Annotated in this window: 11 protein-coding genes and 1 pseudogene; 5 read left to right on the top strand and 7 right to left on the bottom strand. The window is 73.4% G+C overall.

The features are described from left to right. Window positions 1-7: 7 nt before the first annotated feature. From Q392_RS10215 to Q392_RS10195, 5 genes are read left to right on the top strand one after another with little or no spacing between them, the layout of a single operon-like run. A complete protein-coding gene (locus Q392_RS10215; protein ID WP_038205937.1) occupies window positions 8-967 on the top strand; it encodes a type II secretion system F family protein in 960 nt (319 codons plus the stop codon). Beyond that, on the top strand, window positions 964-1,881 hold the full coding sequence (locus Q392_RS10210; protein ID WP_084216982.1) for a tetratricopeptide repeat protein: 918 nt from the start codon (window positions 964-966) through the stop codon (window positions 1,879-1,881). The genes Q392_RS10215 and Q392_RS10210 overlap by 4 nt, the downstream gene beginning before the upstream one ends. Before the next feature lie 14 nt (window positions 1,882-1,895). Continuing rightward, on the top strand, window positions 1,896-2,222 hold the full coding sequence (locus Q392_RS10205; RefSeq protein WP_038205934.1) for a DUF3613 domain-containing protein: 327 nt from the start codon (window positions 1,896-1,898) through the stop codon (window positions 2,220-2,222). Beyond that, on the top strand, window positions 2,219-3,940 hold the full coding sequence (locus Q392_RS10200; protein WP_038205931.1) for a TadG family pilus assembly protein: 1,722 nt from the start codon (window positions 2,219-2,221) through the stop codon (window positions 3,938-3,940). Before Q392_RS10205 ends, Q392_RS10200 begins: the two co-directional genes overlap by 4 nt. Window positions 3,941-3,963: 23 nt before the next feature. Beyond that, on the top strand, window positions 3,964-5,346 hold the full coding sequence (locus Q392_RS10195) for a sigma 54-interacting transcriptional regulator (RefSeq protein ID WP_038205928.1): 1,383 nt from the start codon (window positions 3,964-3,966) through the stop codon (window positions 5,344-5,346). 16 nt (window positions 5,347-5,362) lie between these two features. Here the strand turns inward: Q392_RS10195 and Q392_RS10190 are convergent, their stop codons facing one another. From Q392_RS10190 to Q392_RS33385, 7 genes and pseudogenes are all read right to left on the bottom strand, one after another. After that, a complete protein-coding gene (locus tag Q392_RS10190) occupies window positions 5,363-6,889 on the bottom strand; it encodes a TolC family protein (RefSeq protein WP_051953212.1) in 1,527 nt (508 codons plus the stop codon). Beyond that, window positions 6,886-8,202, bottom strand: coding sequence for an HlyD family type I secretion periplasmic adaptor subunit (locus Q392_RS10185; RefSeq protein ID WP_038205925.1), 1,317 nt, complete (start codon window positions 8,200-8,202; stop codon window positions 6,886-6,888). Before Q392_RS10185 ends, Q392_RS10190 begins: the two co-directional genes overlap by 4 nt. 38 nt (window positions 8,203-8,240) lie before the next feature. Continuing rightward, window positions 8,241-10,067 carry a peptidase domain-containing ABC transporter gene (locus Q392_RS10180; RefSeq protein WP_038205922.1) on the bottom strand — a complete coding sequence of 609 codons (1,827 nt, stop codon included), beginning with the start codon at window positions 10,065-10,067 and terminating at the stop codon, window positions 8,241-8,243. Between the two features lie 51 nt (window positions 10,068-10,118). Next, window positions 10,119-10,373, bottom strand: a complete 255-nt coding sequence (locus Q392_RS10175; RefSeq protein WP_038205919.1) for a hypothetical protein — start codon at window positions 10,371-10,373, stop codon at window positions 10,119-10,121. Further along, complete coding sequence (locus Q392_RS10170; RefSeq protein WP_245610689.1) at window positions 10,370-13,489, bottom strand: glutamate ligase domain-containing protein; 3,120 nt, start codon at window positions 13,487-13,489, stop codon at window positions 10,370-10,372. The genes Q392_RS10175 and Q392_RS10170 overlap by 4 nt, the downstream gene beginning before the upstream one ends. Before the next feature lie 14 nt (window positions 13,490-13,503). Continuing rightward, complete coding sequence (locus Q392_RS10165) at window positions 13,504-14,025, bottom strand: OmpA family protein (protein WP_038205916.1); 522 nt, start codon at window positions 14,023-14,025, stop codon at window positions 13,504-13,506. Between the two features lie 56 nt (window positions 14,026-14,081). After that, window positions 14,082-14,503: pseudogene (locus Q392_RS33385) on the bottom strand (collagen-like triple helix repeat-containing protein); the annotation flags it as partial.

Here is a 14,503-nt window from a genome sequence, read left to right as displayed (position 1 = left end):
CGAGCGCATGTCCCCCACCGTCCTCTACGTGCTCAGCGCCGCGCTGGCCCTGGCCGCGCTGCTGCTGGTGGCCGGCGCCTTCGTGCGGCGCGAGGTGGCGCGCCTGCGCGGGCGCGAGGTGGTCGGCCGCGCCATCGAGCGCGAGGCGCGCGCCACGGCGGCCGCGGCGGGCGGCGACGGCGGTGCGCCGGCCGAGGCCGCACCTGACGGCCGCGGCCGCGACCTGCCCAGCCACTGGCTGCGCACGCGCCTGGGCCGCCTGCTGGTGGCCGACGAGGACCGCCGCCTGATCGACCAGTGCGGCTGGCCTTCGGTGCGGGCGCAGCTCCTCTTCCTGGCGGCGCGCGCGGTGCTGGCCGCCGGGCTGCCGCTGCTCGTGCTGCTGCTGGCGCAGGCCGGCCACGTGCGCAGCCGCGTGATGCTGCTGGCCGCCATCGCCTTCACCCTCGGCTTCATGCTGCCCAAGTGGGCGCTGTCGGCCCACGCGCGGCGCCGGCGCGCGCAGGTGGCCCGCGAGCTGCCGCTGTTCGTGGACCTGCTGCGCCTGCTGCAGGGCGTCGGCCTGAGCCTGGACCAGAGCCTGCAGATCATCGTGAGCGACTTCGGCGACGTGCTGAAGGTGCTGGGGCGCGAGGTGGAGGTGGCGGCCAACCTCTACGCGCGGGGCCGCACGCGCGAGCACTCGCTGCAGCGCCTGGCCACGCTGCACGGCAACGACAACCTGGCCGGCCTGGTCGGGCTGCTGGTTCAGATCGACCGCCACGGCGGCGCCGTGCAGGAGCCGCTGCGCCTGTTCGGCGAGCGCCTGCGCGAGCAGCGCCGCGCCGAGCTGAAGGAACGCATCGGCAAGACCACCGTGAAGATGACCGCGGTGATGGTGACCACGCTGCTGCCGGCGCTGCTGATCGTGACGGCGGGCCCCGGCTTCCTGGCCATCATCCGCACCCTGGGATCGATGACGAAATGAGCGACCGCACGACGCAGACCCCGCCGGCCGCATGCCTGCGGCCCGCCCTGTGCCTGCTGGCGGCCGGCCTGCTGGCCGCCTGCGGCACGCCGAAGGCCAGCTACCCTGGCGCCGAGGCGCAGCAGCTGGCGCAGCGCAGCGCGCAGGCCGACGCCTTGCCCGCCGGCGCCGTGGCCGACCCGCAGGCCACGCACCGCCGACTGATCGAGCAGATGCAGCGCGAGGGCCTGTGGTACGCCTCGCTGGCCCACATCGACCAGTTCGAGCAGCGCGCCGGGCCGACGCCCGCCACCACGCGGCTGCGCGCCGACGCGTTGCGCCACACCGGCCAGGCCGAGGCCAGCCGCCAGGCCTATGCCCGCCTGGCGGGCACGCCCGAGGCCGCCGCCGGCCTGCACGGGCTGGGCCTGCTGGCGGGCGCGGAAGGCGCGTTCGACCGCGCGGCCGAACTGCTGGCGCAGGCCCAGCGGCAGCAGCCGACCGATGCGCTGCTGCTCAACGACCTGGGCTATGCGCGGCTGCGCGCCGGCCGGATCGCCGAGGCGCGCGTGCCGCTGATGCAGGCGGCGCAGCTGCAGCCCGACAACCCGCGCATCCAGCTCAACCTGGCCGCCTGGCTGACCGCCGACGGGCAGCAGGACGAGGCCGCGCGGTTGCTGGACGCCCGGCGGATGGCCGCCGGATCGCGCGAGGCGGTGCAGGCCACCGCCCGCCTGGCGCGCGAGGCCGCCGCCGTACACGCCGCCCGTCCGGCCGCCGCTGCTGCTGCTGCGGCACCGGACGGGCTGAGCCTGCGCCCCGCCGGGTGGCGGGAGGCGCGGCGTATCCACGTGGGTGTGCGCCGCGTGGAGATGGCGCAGGGCGGGCAAGTGCCCGCCGCGCCCGGATCCACCGCCGAACCCGGCCAGCCCTGAAGGAGCCTTTCGACATGCGCCTGCCACTGCATCGACATCTTGTTTGCGCGCTGGGCGCGGCCTGCATGGCCGCGATGTCTTCCGGCGCCGCGGCGGCCGATGCCACCGCCGCCGAAGCCCCGCCGGCCGGGCCGCCGTACACCCGCCACGTCGGCGAGGCGACCCATCGCCTGCTGGCCCTGCAGCGCGAGGGGCGCATGGCCTCCGAGGTGCCGCGCCCGGTGCCGGGCGAGGTGGCCCAGCGCAGCCGGGCGCGCTATCTCAAGAGCTTCGAACACGAGATACCCGAGCACTTCAAGTCCTCCGTGGGCGAGAAGGCATCGGGCATGGCCGGCCGATGAACGCAGCGGCCGCGCGAAGCCCTGCCTGTCGTGCGGTGCAGCGCGGTGCCGTCGCGGTGCTGGGCGCGCTGTGGCTGCTGCTGGCCGTCACCTGCCTGATGGTGATCGACGTCGGCTACCTGTTCTGGCAGCAGCGCGAGGTGCAGCGCATCGCCGACCTGGCGGCCATGGCGCGCGCGAACGGCGAGGACTTCTGCCGCGCTGCGGTGCCGTCGCAACTGGAACGGGCCAACGGTGTGCGCGATGCCGGCGATCAGCTGGCGATCCAGTGCGGCAACTGGAACCCGGCGCTGGACCGCGGCCCCGGGTCGCCGCCACAGCACTTCGCGGCCGACGCGCTGCCGTTCAACGCGGCGAGAGTGACGGTCAGCCGCGAGGTGCCGTACTTCTTCGCGTTCTCGTGGGGCGCCGGCTGGCGCACCGTGACGGCCACCGCGACTGCCGCCGCGCGCAACACGGCGGGCTTCTCCCTGGGCACCGGCCTGGCCGCCCTGAACGCAGGGGCGGTGAACCAGTTGCTCGGCGCGCTGCTGAATGCGAATGTCGCGCTGGACCTGGCCAGCTACCAGGGCCTGGCGAACGCGCACGTCCGGCTGCTCGATCTGGTGGCGCTGGCGCCTTCGGTGGGCACGGTGCAGGAACTGCTCGACACCCGCCTGGGCGTCGGCCAGCTGCTGGCATTGATGGCCAGCGCGCTGGGGCCTGACGATGCCGTGGCCGTGACGGCGCTGAACCGGCTGGCGGCCCTGGGCCTGGACGCCCTGACCGTCACGGTCGGCGATCTGCTGAACGTGACCACCACGAACCCCGAGGCCGCAGGCACGGCTGACGTGAACGTGCTGGAGCTGCTGATGGTAGCGGCGCAGGTGGCCAACGGATCGAACCTGGTCCACCTGGCGGGCGGCCTGCAACTGCCGCCGCTGGCGACGGCGGCGACCAAGCTGGTCATCGTCGAGCCGCCTTCCATCGCCATCGGCGAGGCGGGGCGCGACGAGAACGGCCAATGGAAGACGCAGGCGCATTCGGCCACCGTGCGCCTGCTGCTGCAGGCGAGCGTGCTGGACACTGCCGCCATTCCGGTGGTCGGGAACCTGGTGGATATCAAGGCGCTGAACCTGCCGGTCTACCTGGAGGTCGCGCCGGGCGATGCCTGGCTGAGCGATATCCAGTGCGCGGCTACGCGGACTGAATCACGGGCGCTCATCGGCGCCAGTCCTGGACTGGCCAACGTGTGCATCGCCGACGTCAGCGATGCGCAGATGCGCAACACCTCCGCACCGGTTAACTGCGGCGAGCCGGCGACCGTGGGCAAGGTGTCGGCGCTGGGCATCAGTCTCCTGGACGTGAAGGCGCGCGTGCCCCTGTCGGCCCAGGTGCCGCCGGGAACGGCAGCCACCCTGGAATTCGACGGCGTGATCGGCAACGAGGACGACATTCAGCGCAGCAGTTCCAACGCGGTGGGCGGCGTGCTGTCTAGCGCCGTTGGCGGCCTGGGCCGCGGGCTTCGGCTGCAGGTGTGCACGTTGAGCTTCTTGTGTCTGGACGCCGGGGAACTCACCAAGATACTCGACCGCGTCAACACCTACTTGCTGGCGCCGCTGCTGGACGTGCTTGACAGCGTCGTCCAGCCGCTGCTCGGCCTGCTCGGCGTACAGCTCGGCTACAGTGACATCCATCATCAATCCCTGTCCTGCGGCGAGCCGCAGCTCGTGTACTGACGGGGTGCTGCCCGTTGGCGTCCATGCGATCTCCCGATTCCTTCGAACAGCTCGACATCTACGTCTGGGAGGGCAAGGCGGACATCGTCGAGCGCGTGGCGCGCTGCATGTCGAGCTTCGACGTGGAGGTGGTGCGCGCCGACGGCATGGCCCTGGGCATGGAGCGCGACGCGGGCCGCGCGGCGGTGGCCGTCATCAGCGTGTCGGCCATGGACAGCAGCGGCTTCTCGCTGACCACCGAGTCGCTGCAGGGCACGCCGGTGGTGTGGGTGGCCAGCGCCTCGCGCGAGCGCGACTCGGCCTCCTACCCGCCCGACTACCGGCACGTCCTGCCCTACGACTTCACCTGCGCCGAGCTGCGCACCATGATCGCCAAGCTGGTGCGGCAGCTGCGCACGCGCGTGGCCGAGCTGCCGGGCCCCGACGAGCTGGTTGCCCACTCCGAGGCGATGAAGGCGCTGCTGTCGGAAGTGAAGACCTTCGCCGACTGCGACCATGCCGTGCTCCTGCGCGGCGACACCGGCGTCGGCAAGGAGCGCGTGGCGCAGCTGCTGCACCGCGGCCACCAGGCCTACGGCAAGGGCGCCTTCATCGCGGTGAACTGCGGCGCCATCCCCGACGGGCTGTTCGAGTCGCTGTTCTTCGGCCACGCCAAGGGCTCGTTCACCGGCGCCGTGGCGTCGCACAGGGGCTACTTCGAGCAGGCCACCGGCGGCACCCTGTTCCTCGACGAGATCGGCGACCTGCCGCGCTACCAGCAGGTCAAGCTGCTGCGGGTGCTGGAAGACCGCGCCGTGGTGCGCCTGGGTTCGGCCAATCCGGTGCGGGTGGACTTCCGGCTGGTGGCGGCGAGCAACCGCAACCTGCGCGAGATGGTGGCGGCCGGCGACTTCCGCGCCGACCTGTTCTACCGCCTGGCGGTGATCGAGCTGTACGTGCCCAACCTGCAGGAGCGCGGCGAGACCGACAAGGTGGCGCTGTTCCGCTCCATCCTGGCCGAGGTGCTGGGCGATGCAGCGCCCGACCTGGGCGAGCTGCCGCACTGGCTGACGGACGCGGTGGCCGCCACCGCCTTCCCCGGCAACGTGCGCCAGCTGCGCAACCTGGGCGAGCGCATCGGCGTGATCGCGCGCCAGACCGGCGGCTGGGACCGCGCGCACATCGAGCGCGCCCTGGCCCTGGCGCGCATCCGCACCGACGGGCCGGCGCCGCAGACCGAGGCCATCGGCGACCGGCGCGGCTGGAACAGCTCGGAGCGCAACCGCATCATCGAGGCGCTGGAGATCAACGACTGGCGCCGCCAGGACGCCGCGCAGCACCTGGGTATCAGCCGCAAGGTGCTGTGGGAGAAGATGCGCAAGTACCAGATCCTCGACGGCGAGCCGAGCATCCCCGAGGACGGTTGAGGAGGCGGGTCCGTGCTCAGCGCTGGCCGAGCTGCCGGGCGCCGCGCAGCACGAGCGCCTGGGCGCCTTCGCCGGGGCCGCGCTGCGGCCCGCCGCGGCAGGGCGCCGCGGCGGCGATGCAGCCCGTGCCCAGCACGCCGTCGCCGTCCAGCAGCGGGCCGCGCGCCGGGCCGAAGATGCGGTCCACCCACGCGCTGGGCGCACCGCTCTCGATGCGCAGCTCGCCGGTGGCGCGCGCCAGGCGGAACTCCGAGATGCGCAGGTCGAACACGGCGTCGATGTAGTCCTGCACCAGCGTGTAGTAGTCGAGCTGGGCGTCGAGCACGTTGGGCAGCGTCTCGCGCCCGAACTCCAGCAGCCGGCGGCGGCCGCGGAAGGCCTCGCCCGACTCCTGCACGGCGGCCTGCAGCTGGCGCTCGCGCTCGCGGCCGGCCTGGGTGCGGCCCCAGGCCGACAGCGTGGCCTCGAACAGGCTGCGCCGCGCGCCTTCCAGCTTGGCCTGCTGGTTGTCCACCTCCGCCAGCGCCGACTTCACGCGCAGCTGCCGGTCGAAGCCGCTGCCGAAGTTCCAGTTCAGCTCCAGCGCCGCCCGCGTCGGCTCGGAAGGGGAGACGCCGCGCGGGTCCTTGGTCTTGACGACGACGGCCTCCACCGTGGGCCAGAGGCTGGCCTCCTGCTGGTCGACCTGCGCCTCGGCGCGCGCCACCCGGCTGCGGCCCTCGGCCAGCTCGGTGCTGCGGCTCTCGGCGCGGCGTAGCACCTCCTCCTGGCTGCCGCCGGCCCAGGCCGGCAGCGCGGCCAGCGCGGGCAGCCGGCGCGGGTCGGGCCGGAAGCCGAAGTAGCTCTCGAACTTGGCGATGGCCTCGCCGCGCTGCGCGTCGAAGTCGGATTCGCGCGCGGCGATGCTGGCGCGCCGCGCGGCGGCCATGCGCAGGTCGTTCTGGCCGGCGGCGCCCAGCGCCACGCGCCGCTCCTCGGCGCGCGAGAGTTCGTCGACGATGCGCGTGGAGCGCGCCGCGACCTCGCGCTGCAGGTCGAAGCGCTGCACCTGCAGGTAGGCGGTGAGGGCGTCCAGCACCACCTTCTGCGAGGTGGAGAACAGCGCCTCGTCCTGCGCCCGGCTGCCCGCCTCGGCGGCGCGCACGCGCGCGCTGATGGCGCCGCCGTCGATCAGGCTCATCCGCGCCTCGGCGGTGATGAGCTGGTAGTTCCGGGAGGAGGCGCCGTCCGCGCCGCTGTCGTAGCTGCCCGAGGCGCTGCCGACCTTGAAGCGCGGGTAGCGCGCCTGCTTGGCGGACTCCACCTCGAAGCCGCTGGTGGCGGCGGCGGCCTGCGCGGACAGCACCTCGGGATGGTCGTGGGCCAGCGTGCGAAGCGCCTCCTTCACGCGCGCGGCATAGCCGTTGGCGCCCAGCGACGGGGCCGCGAGGCGGCGCGCCGGCGTCAGCGCCGCGCCGGGCAGGGCGGCGGGCGCGGCGGCCCAGGCGGCGTCGGCCATCGCCGCCAGGGCGAGCAGGGTGCCGGGAAGGATGCGACGGATCATGGCTCGCGGAAGGCTTCGCGCTGCAGCTTCAGCACCGGCCGCAGCATGTACCAGATGAAGGGATCGGTGCCCACGAGCAGGTCCACCTCGGCCTCCATGCCGGCGGTGATGCGGTTCTCGGGCCGGCCGACGTGCGACTGTTTCGTGTTCACCAGCAGCCGGTAGTAGGGCGGCGCGGTGGGCAGGGTGGCGTCGCGGTCGGCGTCGGCGGCGACCAGCACCACCTTGCCGTCCACGGTGCCGTAGCGCAGGAAGTCGTAGGCGGTGATCTTCACGCGCGCCGGCTGGCCGGCGTGCACGAAGCCGCGGTCGTTGGGGCTCAGCCGCGCCTCGACCATCACCTCGTCCTCGTCGGGCACGACCTCCAGGATGGTCTCGCCGGGCTTGACCACCCAGCCCGGGCTGGCGCTGCGCAGCCCCTTGACGATGCCGTCGGCCGGCGCCGTGACCACGGTGCGCGAGCGCTGCGTGCGTGCGCGCGCCAGGTCCTCGGCCAGGCTGGAGAGCTGGCGTTCCACCGTGGCCAGCTCGTCCGAGGCGCGGCGGCGGAAGCTGCCCTCGGCCTCGGCCATCTTGGCCTGCGCCTCGCCGATGGCGGCGGCGGCCGAGACCAGCCCCTGGCGCGCCACCGCCAGCTCGGCGCGTGCGCTCTCGGCCTGGCGCCGCTTCTCCAGCACTTCGAGCTGGCCGATCAGCTTCTCGCTGAGCAACTGCTCGGAAATCTTCAGCTCGGTCTGCATGAGCGCGAGGCGCTCGTTGAGCCCGGCGATCTTGGCGTGCTGCTCCATCTGGCGGCTGCGCGCCTGCTCCAGGCTGGCGACGGCGGCGGCCATCACGCCGCGCTGCTCCAGCGCGCGCGCCTCGTAGGCGCCCATCTCGCCGCGCAGCACGGATTCGTCCGTGCCTTCGGCGAAGCGCTCGCGCGCCAGCGGCTCGCCGCGGCTTTCGGCGCCCAGGCGCACGCGCGTGGCCTGCATGGCGGCGTGCCGCGCGGTCAGCTCCTCCAGGTTGAGGCTGCTGCCGCCCAGGTCGATCTCCACCAGCGGCTGGCCCTGGCGCACCAGCTGGCCCTCGCGCACGGCCACGGCGCGCACGATGCCGCCCTCCAGGTGCTGGATGGACTTGACCCGGTCGGAGGGGATGACCCGGCCGGACGCCACCACCACCGTCTCCATGGGATAGCCCAGCGCGATCGCGGCGAGCAGCGCGACCGCGACGCCGAGCAGCCAGCGGCGGCGCGACCGGCGCGGCGCCGGCGTCGGCGGCTCCTGGCCGGCGATGTGCTGCAGGATCTGGGGCAGGTCGTTCTTCATCGCTTCGTTTCCCTCCAGGCGGATGCGGGCCGGCCGCGTCAGGCCGCGGGCACGGCCATCGAGGCCATCTCGGGCCTGGCCTGCGGCGCGCCTTCCTCCTCGCCCACGGCGGTGGCCTTCTTCACGCCGAACAGCCGCGGCACCATGACCGAGGCCGGCCCCTGCTCGATGCCGCCGCGGCCCGTCACGTGGTAGACGTGGCTGGCGGCCGACACCATGCGCAGCGAGTGGGTGACGACGATCACCGTGCGCGTGCGCGCCACCGCCAGCAGCGTGGCCAGCAGCGCCCGCTCGCTGGCGATGTCCAGGTCGTTGCTCGGCTCGTCCAGGATCAGCACCGAGGGGTTGCGCAGGAAGCTCAGCGCCAGCGCCAGCTTGCGCCGCTCGCCCACCGACAGGCCGGTGCCGCCTTCGCCCACCCGCGTGCGGTAGCCGTCGGGCAGGCGCGAGATGAACTCGTGCGCGCCGGCCAGGCGGCAGGCGCCGACGATCTGCTCGTCGTTCTGGCCGGGCGCGCAGCGGCGCAGCGTGTCCATCAGCTCGCCGGCGAACCAGTACACCTCCTGCGGCAGGTAGCTGATCCAGTTCGCCAGCTCGGCGCGGCCGAACTGCGAGAGGTCGTACTCGCCGATCTCCACCGTGCCGCGCGTGGGCGCGTACAGCCCCGACAGCAGCTTGACCAGCGTGGACTTGCCGGCGCCGTTGCGCCCGACGATGGCGTGCAGCCCGCCCGGGCCGATGCTCAGGTCGACGTCCTCCAGCACCGGCGCCAGCTCGGGGCTGAAGCCGAAGCCCATGCCGCGCAGGGTGAGCAGGCCGCGCGGCTGCGGCAGCTGCACCGCCAGCGGCGGCTTCTCCACCGGCTCGCCCAGCACCTTCTCCAGGCGCTTGGCCGCCTCGGAGGCGATGGCCAGCGCGCGCCAGTTCGACACCAGCCCCGCCACCGGCTGCAGCGCCTTGAGCGCCAGCATGTTGGAGGCCACCAGGCCGCCCACCGTCATCCACTGCTGCATCACGGCGACGGCGCCGACGGTGATGACCACCGTGGAGAAGATGGTCAGCAGCACCGTGGTGCCGTCGCGCGCGCGCTCGATCTCGCCGTTCTTGCGGAAGCTCTCGGCCAGCCAGGCGTCGTAGGTCTCGCGCCAGCGCGCGAGCGTCGGGCCGTCGTTGGCCTGCGTCTTGAGCGTCTCGCGGGCGTTGCAGATCTCCGCCGTCATGCGCTCCAGGCCGCGGCTGCGCTGCGCCTCCTCGACGCGGCCGGCGCGCACCTCGTCGGCCCACCACCAGGCCAGGAAGGACATCACCCCGAGGAAGGCCATCACCACCGGCAGCACCGGCAGCGCCACGATGCCGATCACCACCAGCGCGAAGATCGCCATCGGCAGGTCGAAGATCGACTGCGCCAGCCCGCCGGTGATGGTGCCGCGCACCGAGCCGACGTCGCGGAACAGCAGGAACCACATGGAGGCGGGGCGCGCCTCCAGCGCGCGCAGCGGGCGCTCCAGCATCGAGCGCATCAGCGCGTTGGACACCTCGTGGTCGATGGTGGCGCCGGCGTCGCGCAGCAGCCGCGAGCGGCGCGTGCGCAGCCAGAACTCGATCGCCAGGAAGCACAGGATGCCGCTGACCAGCGCCCACAGCGTGGAGGTGCCGTTGCGGTAGATCACCCGGTCGTACACCTGCAGCAGGAAGATCGACGGCAGCAGGCCCGACAGGCTGATCGGGATGGACCACCACGCCGCCGAGCGGATCATCCCGAAGGAGCCCTCGAAGGCGCGCCCGAGGGCATCGGCATGCGGATGGGCTTCGTCGGCGCTGGCCGAGGGCGCCGCGAGTTGACGGGGCAGCAGGTACTTCAGCACGGGCTCGGCTTCATCGGGTTGGAGGGTGAGGACACAAATGTTAACAAGCAGTTACTCTTGTGTCTTCACTTCCGCCGCGCACGCCGTCGCCCCGCATCCGACCGCTGCTGCCGGCGGCGCGGATACCGAGGCGGATGCCGGGCGGGCCATGTGCGTGAGCAGCAGCGCCGCGCCTGCGCAGAACAGCATCAGGTACAGCCAGATGCACACGAAGCGCAGCACGCGGTACCAGACCGGGTCCGGCTCCTCGCGGGCGTCGAGGATGCCCAGGCGTTCGAGCTGGCCTGCGATGGAGTCGGTCGTCATGCCAGCGTCTTCAGTGCGCGGGTGAGGCGGCCCAGGCGCATGGGCCGCGACGCCTTGGCCAGCACCCAGTCGCCCGGGCGCAGCATGTCGCCCAGCGCGTCGGAGAGCGCCGCCACGTCGGCGAACCAGTGGGACTGCACGCGGCCGCGGATGCGCAGGTGCAGGAAGTGCATCAGCGGCCCGATCAGCAGCACCCGGTCGGGCTGCGCCTGCAGCAGCGGCTCCGCCAGCGCCTCGTGCTGGGCCTGGCCCATGTGGCCGCTGCCCTGCATGTCGCCCAGCAGGGCCACGCGCTGCGCCGGCGGGCAGGGCGCCTGGCCCAGCAGGGCCAGCGCGGCGCGCATCGAGGCGGGGTTGGCGTCGTAGCTCTGGTCGATCAGGTGGAAGGCGCCGTCGCCCACCGGGATGCGGTGGAAGGGGCCGAGTTCGTCTTCCTGCGTCGACCGGCCCAGCGCGCGCAGCGCCTCGGCCGGTGCCAGCCCGAGGGCCAGCACCGCCGCCAGCGCGGCGGCGACCTCGATGCCGACGCCCAGACCGGCGGCCTTCAGATGCAGTTGCAGCGGGATGTCCAGTACCAGCAGCCGCACCTCGCCCTGGTGCACGCCCAGCAGCCGCACCTGCGCGTTCGCATGTTCGCCATAAGTCAGTACACGGCCGGCATGGCCTGCCGCATGCAGTGCGGCCGCATCGCGCGGGTCGGCCACCGCCAGGTGCACGCCGGGCGGCAGCCCGCGCATCAGCGAGCCGCGCGCCCGCGCATGCTCGTCGGCGCTTTCGCCGGGTGCGGCGGCGGCCGGCGGCAGCACCAGCACCGTGGGCTGCAGCAGCCGCATCAGCGCCGGCGGCGGCGAACGGCCGACGTCGACCACCCACGCCGCGGCCGAGCGCGGCATGCAGCACAGGCTCCAGGCGGTGCCCTTGGGCGTGCGCGTGTTGCCCTCGGGCTGGGCCACCGGACCCAGCATGCCCAGCGCTCCAGCGAGCAGGGCCGCCAGGCGGCTGGGCTCGCCGGCGCTGACGATGCCGGCCACCGGGCCTTCGTAGCGCGCCCGCGCCCGCGCGCCCAGCGCCAGCATCGCCCGGGCCACGTCGTCCACCTGCAGCAGCGGGGTGCCGCGGTGCAGGTGGGGTGCGGCATCGCTGCACAGGATGGCGGCGGCCGGCCGCAGCGCGCTCTGCAGCGAGCGCACCAGCGCGCCGCGGCCGCTGCGGGCGGCGTCTTCCACGCACAGCACGTGGCTGCGCTGCGCCGACAGGCGCGGCGCCACGCCCGAGGCGCGCCAGCCCGGCGGCGGCGGCACGACCCACCGGCCGCCGGTGGCCTGCGCCAGCTCCTCGGCGCTCCATTGACCGCCGGCGACGGCGTCGTCGTGGGTCGCCGCCTCGCGCGCCACCAGCAGCCGGTGGTAGCCGACGAAGCCGGACAGGTAGTGCTCCACGTCGTCGATGCGCACGCGGAACGAGTGATGCCGGATGAAGAAGGCGCCGGCCACGGAGGCCGGTCGCCGAAAGTACATCGCCAGCTCGGGCCAGAACACGCCGTTGAGCAGGTAGTGCGCGCGGAAGTCCAGCGCGCGATGGAACTTGTCCAGGTCCACCTCGTCCAGCAGGTGGCGCAGCTCGGGCAGCTCCTGCAGCCGTTCGAGCATCTGGTGCGCGGCCAGCATCAGCTCCAGCAGCGTGGGGAAGGTGGTCTTGCGGTCGAGCACGAAGTCCAGGTAGCCGGCGACGTTCTGGATGCCGAAGCGGAAGTACTTCTCGCGCGGCCGCCAGCGCGTCAGCTCGTTCACGCAGTAGCTCAGCCAGTGGTCGTGCGCCTGCCAGTGCTGGCTGGCGATGAAGTGCTCGAAGGCCTGCTCCACCATGAGCAGCCAGCGGGGGTCGCGCGTCAGCGCGTACAGCCGCATCAGGCCGAAGGCGGCCTCGCCGTCGTAGTAGACGATGCGCGAGGCCTGCTTGACCGACAGGTCGTGCGCGTGGAGCACGTGGACGAAGCGGCCGCTGGCGCGGTCCTGCATGAAGCCGATGCCCTGCGCCAGCCGCTCCATCAGCGCCAGCCACTCGCGGCTGCCGGTGGCCTCGGCGTGCTTGGCCAGCGCCAGCAGGCAGACGGCGCAGCCGCCCAGCTTGATCTCGTCGGCCACGTCCACCAGGAAGGCGGCGTGGGTGCCGTCGGGCAGCACGCGCTCGCGGATGAGCTGCCCGCACATGAAGGCCAGGCTGCGCTCGATGGCCTGCATCAGCGCCGCGTCGCGCGTGAGCTCCCAGGCCTCCAGCATCGCGTAGAGCGAGCTGGCGTGGCGCAGCGTGTTGTAGCCGGGGATGCGGCGGTCGAAGCAGGGGAACAGGCCGTAGACGAACTGGCCGCTGGGCTGCACCTGCCGCGCCAGGTGCCCGCTGCCGCCGGCCACCAGCGCCAGCGTGCTGCGGGCGGTGAGCGCCGGCATCTGGCGGCGGCCGGCGTCCAGCCCGGGGCCGGCCAGCCGGTGCACCACGCCGTCGTCCTGGCAGAACACGCCGGCGGTGGCGAGCAGGTAGACCTCGCGCGCGGCGTCGAAGTCCGCCGTGGGCTCGTGCGGGAAGCGCGTGCGCAGGTAGATCTCGAAGTTGTTCTTGTTGAACTGCGCGCTCGCCACCTGCGGGCCGGCGTAGAGCATGGCGTTGGCGTTGAGCTCCTGCTCGGTCAGCAGGCGGTCGAAGCCGGCGTCCAGCGCCAGGCCGAGGCGGAAGTAGTTGCGCTTGACGTTCTTCAGGTGGGCCTCGAACTGGCCCCAGGCCAGCTTGCTCACGCCCTCCACCCAGTCCACCCGCAGCCAGGGCGAGGCCAGGGCGCGCGCGCCGGCGTCCTTCAGCACTTGGCGGGCACCCTCGGACCAGGCGTCGTCGAAGCTGTCGCCGCGCACGTGCGTGACGCGGGCGCGGCGCTGGCCGTCGGTCACCGAGAAGATCAGCGTGAACGCCGGAAAGGGCGCCGGCACCTCCGTGCAGACGGGGGCGATGCGCTCGCGGCAGGCCTGCAGCATCTGCTGCAGGTTCAGCGGCGTCCGCTCGGCGCCGTCGTCGGACCTGCCTTCCGGCAGGTCGTCCAAGGCGGGAGGAGATGGCAGGGCGGACATGGGCCGCGGCGACCTCAGCGGTAGACGAACTCGACGCGGCGGTTGAGCTGGTGCCCGGCCTCGGTGAGCTCGTTGGACGCGGGCCGCTCCATGCCCCAGCTCATGGTGTCGATCTGCGCGCCGTTGGCGCCGCCCAGGCGCATGCGCTGCGCCACCGCATCCGCGCGGCGCTGGCCCAGCGCGAGGTTGTACTCGCGGCCACCGCGCGAGTCGGTGTGGCCTTCGAGCACCACGCGCGCCTGGGGCCGGCTGCGCAGGTAGTCGGCGTGCGCCTGCACCACGTCCCGGTACTCGGGCTTCACCTCGAAGCGGTCGAAGTCGAAGTAGACGATGCGGGCCACGCCCTGCGGACCGGGCGCGCGCGGCATCGGCGCCGGGCGCGCCACGACCGGCGCCACGGTCGACGGGCTCTGGCGGTTGGAGTAGTAGTAGCTCGTGTCGTCCTGGCCCGGGCGGCCGCTGGCGCAGCCGGCGACCACGGCGGCCAGCGCCAGCAGGGGTGCCAGGCGGTGATGGAGTCGGTGGTGATCTGTCATGTTGCGTCTCGCAGGAGGGGGAGCGCGCGGCCGCGGATGCGGCCGCGCTGGCTGCATCAGCCCAGCAGGCCGCGCAGGAGGTTGTCCACCGGCGCCAGGGCGCCGCCACTCTCGTTGCCCGACAGCAGGCTGGTCACCGGGGCCAGCAGGCCGCCGTCGGCGCCGGCGACGGTGCCGAGCAGGTTGCCGACGAGGCCGTCCTCGCCGAGGACGCCGCCGAGCAGGTCGCCGCCGAGCGCGTCGCCGCCCAGCAGACCGCCGACCAGGCCGCCATCGCCGGCGACCGTGTCGATCAGGTTGCCGACCAGACCGTCCTCGCCGGCGATCGTGTCGATCACGCTGTCGACGATGCTGCCTTCGCCGACCACGCCGCTGAGCAGATCGCCACCGAGCGCGTCGCCGCCGAGCAGGCTGCCGACCAGGCCGTCTTCGCCCAGCACGCCGCCGAGCAGGTCGCCGCCCAGCAGGCCACCGACGA

Source organism: Xenophilus azovorans DSM 13620, from assembly GCF_000745855.1.
Lineage (GTDB): Bacteria > Pseudomonadota > Gammaproteobacteria > Burkholderiales > Burkholderiaceae_C > Xenophilus > Xenophilus azovorans.
Note: the sequence above shows the minus strand (reverse complement) of the source record. Positions and strands in the feature narration are given on the sequence as shown.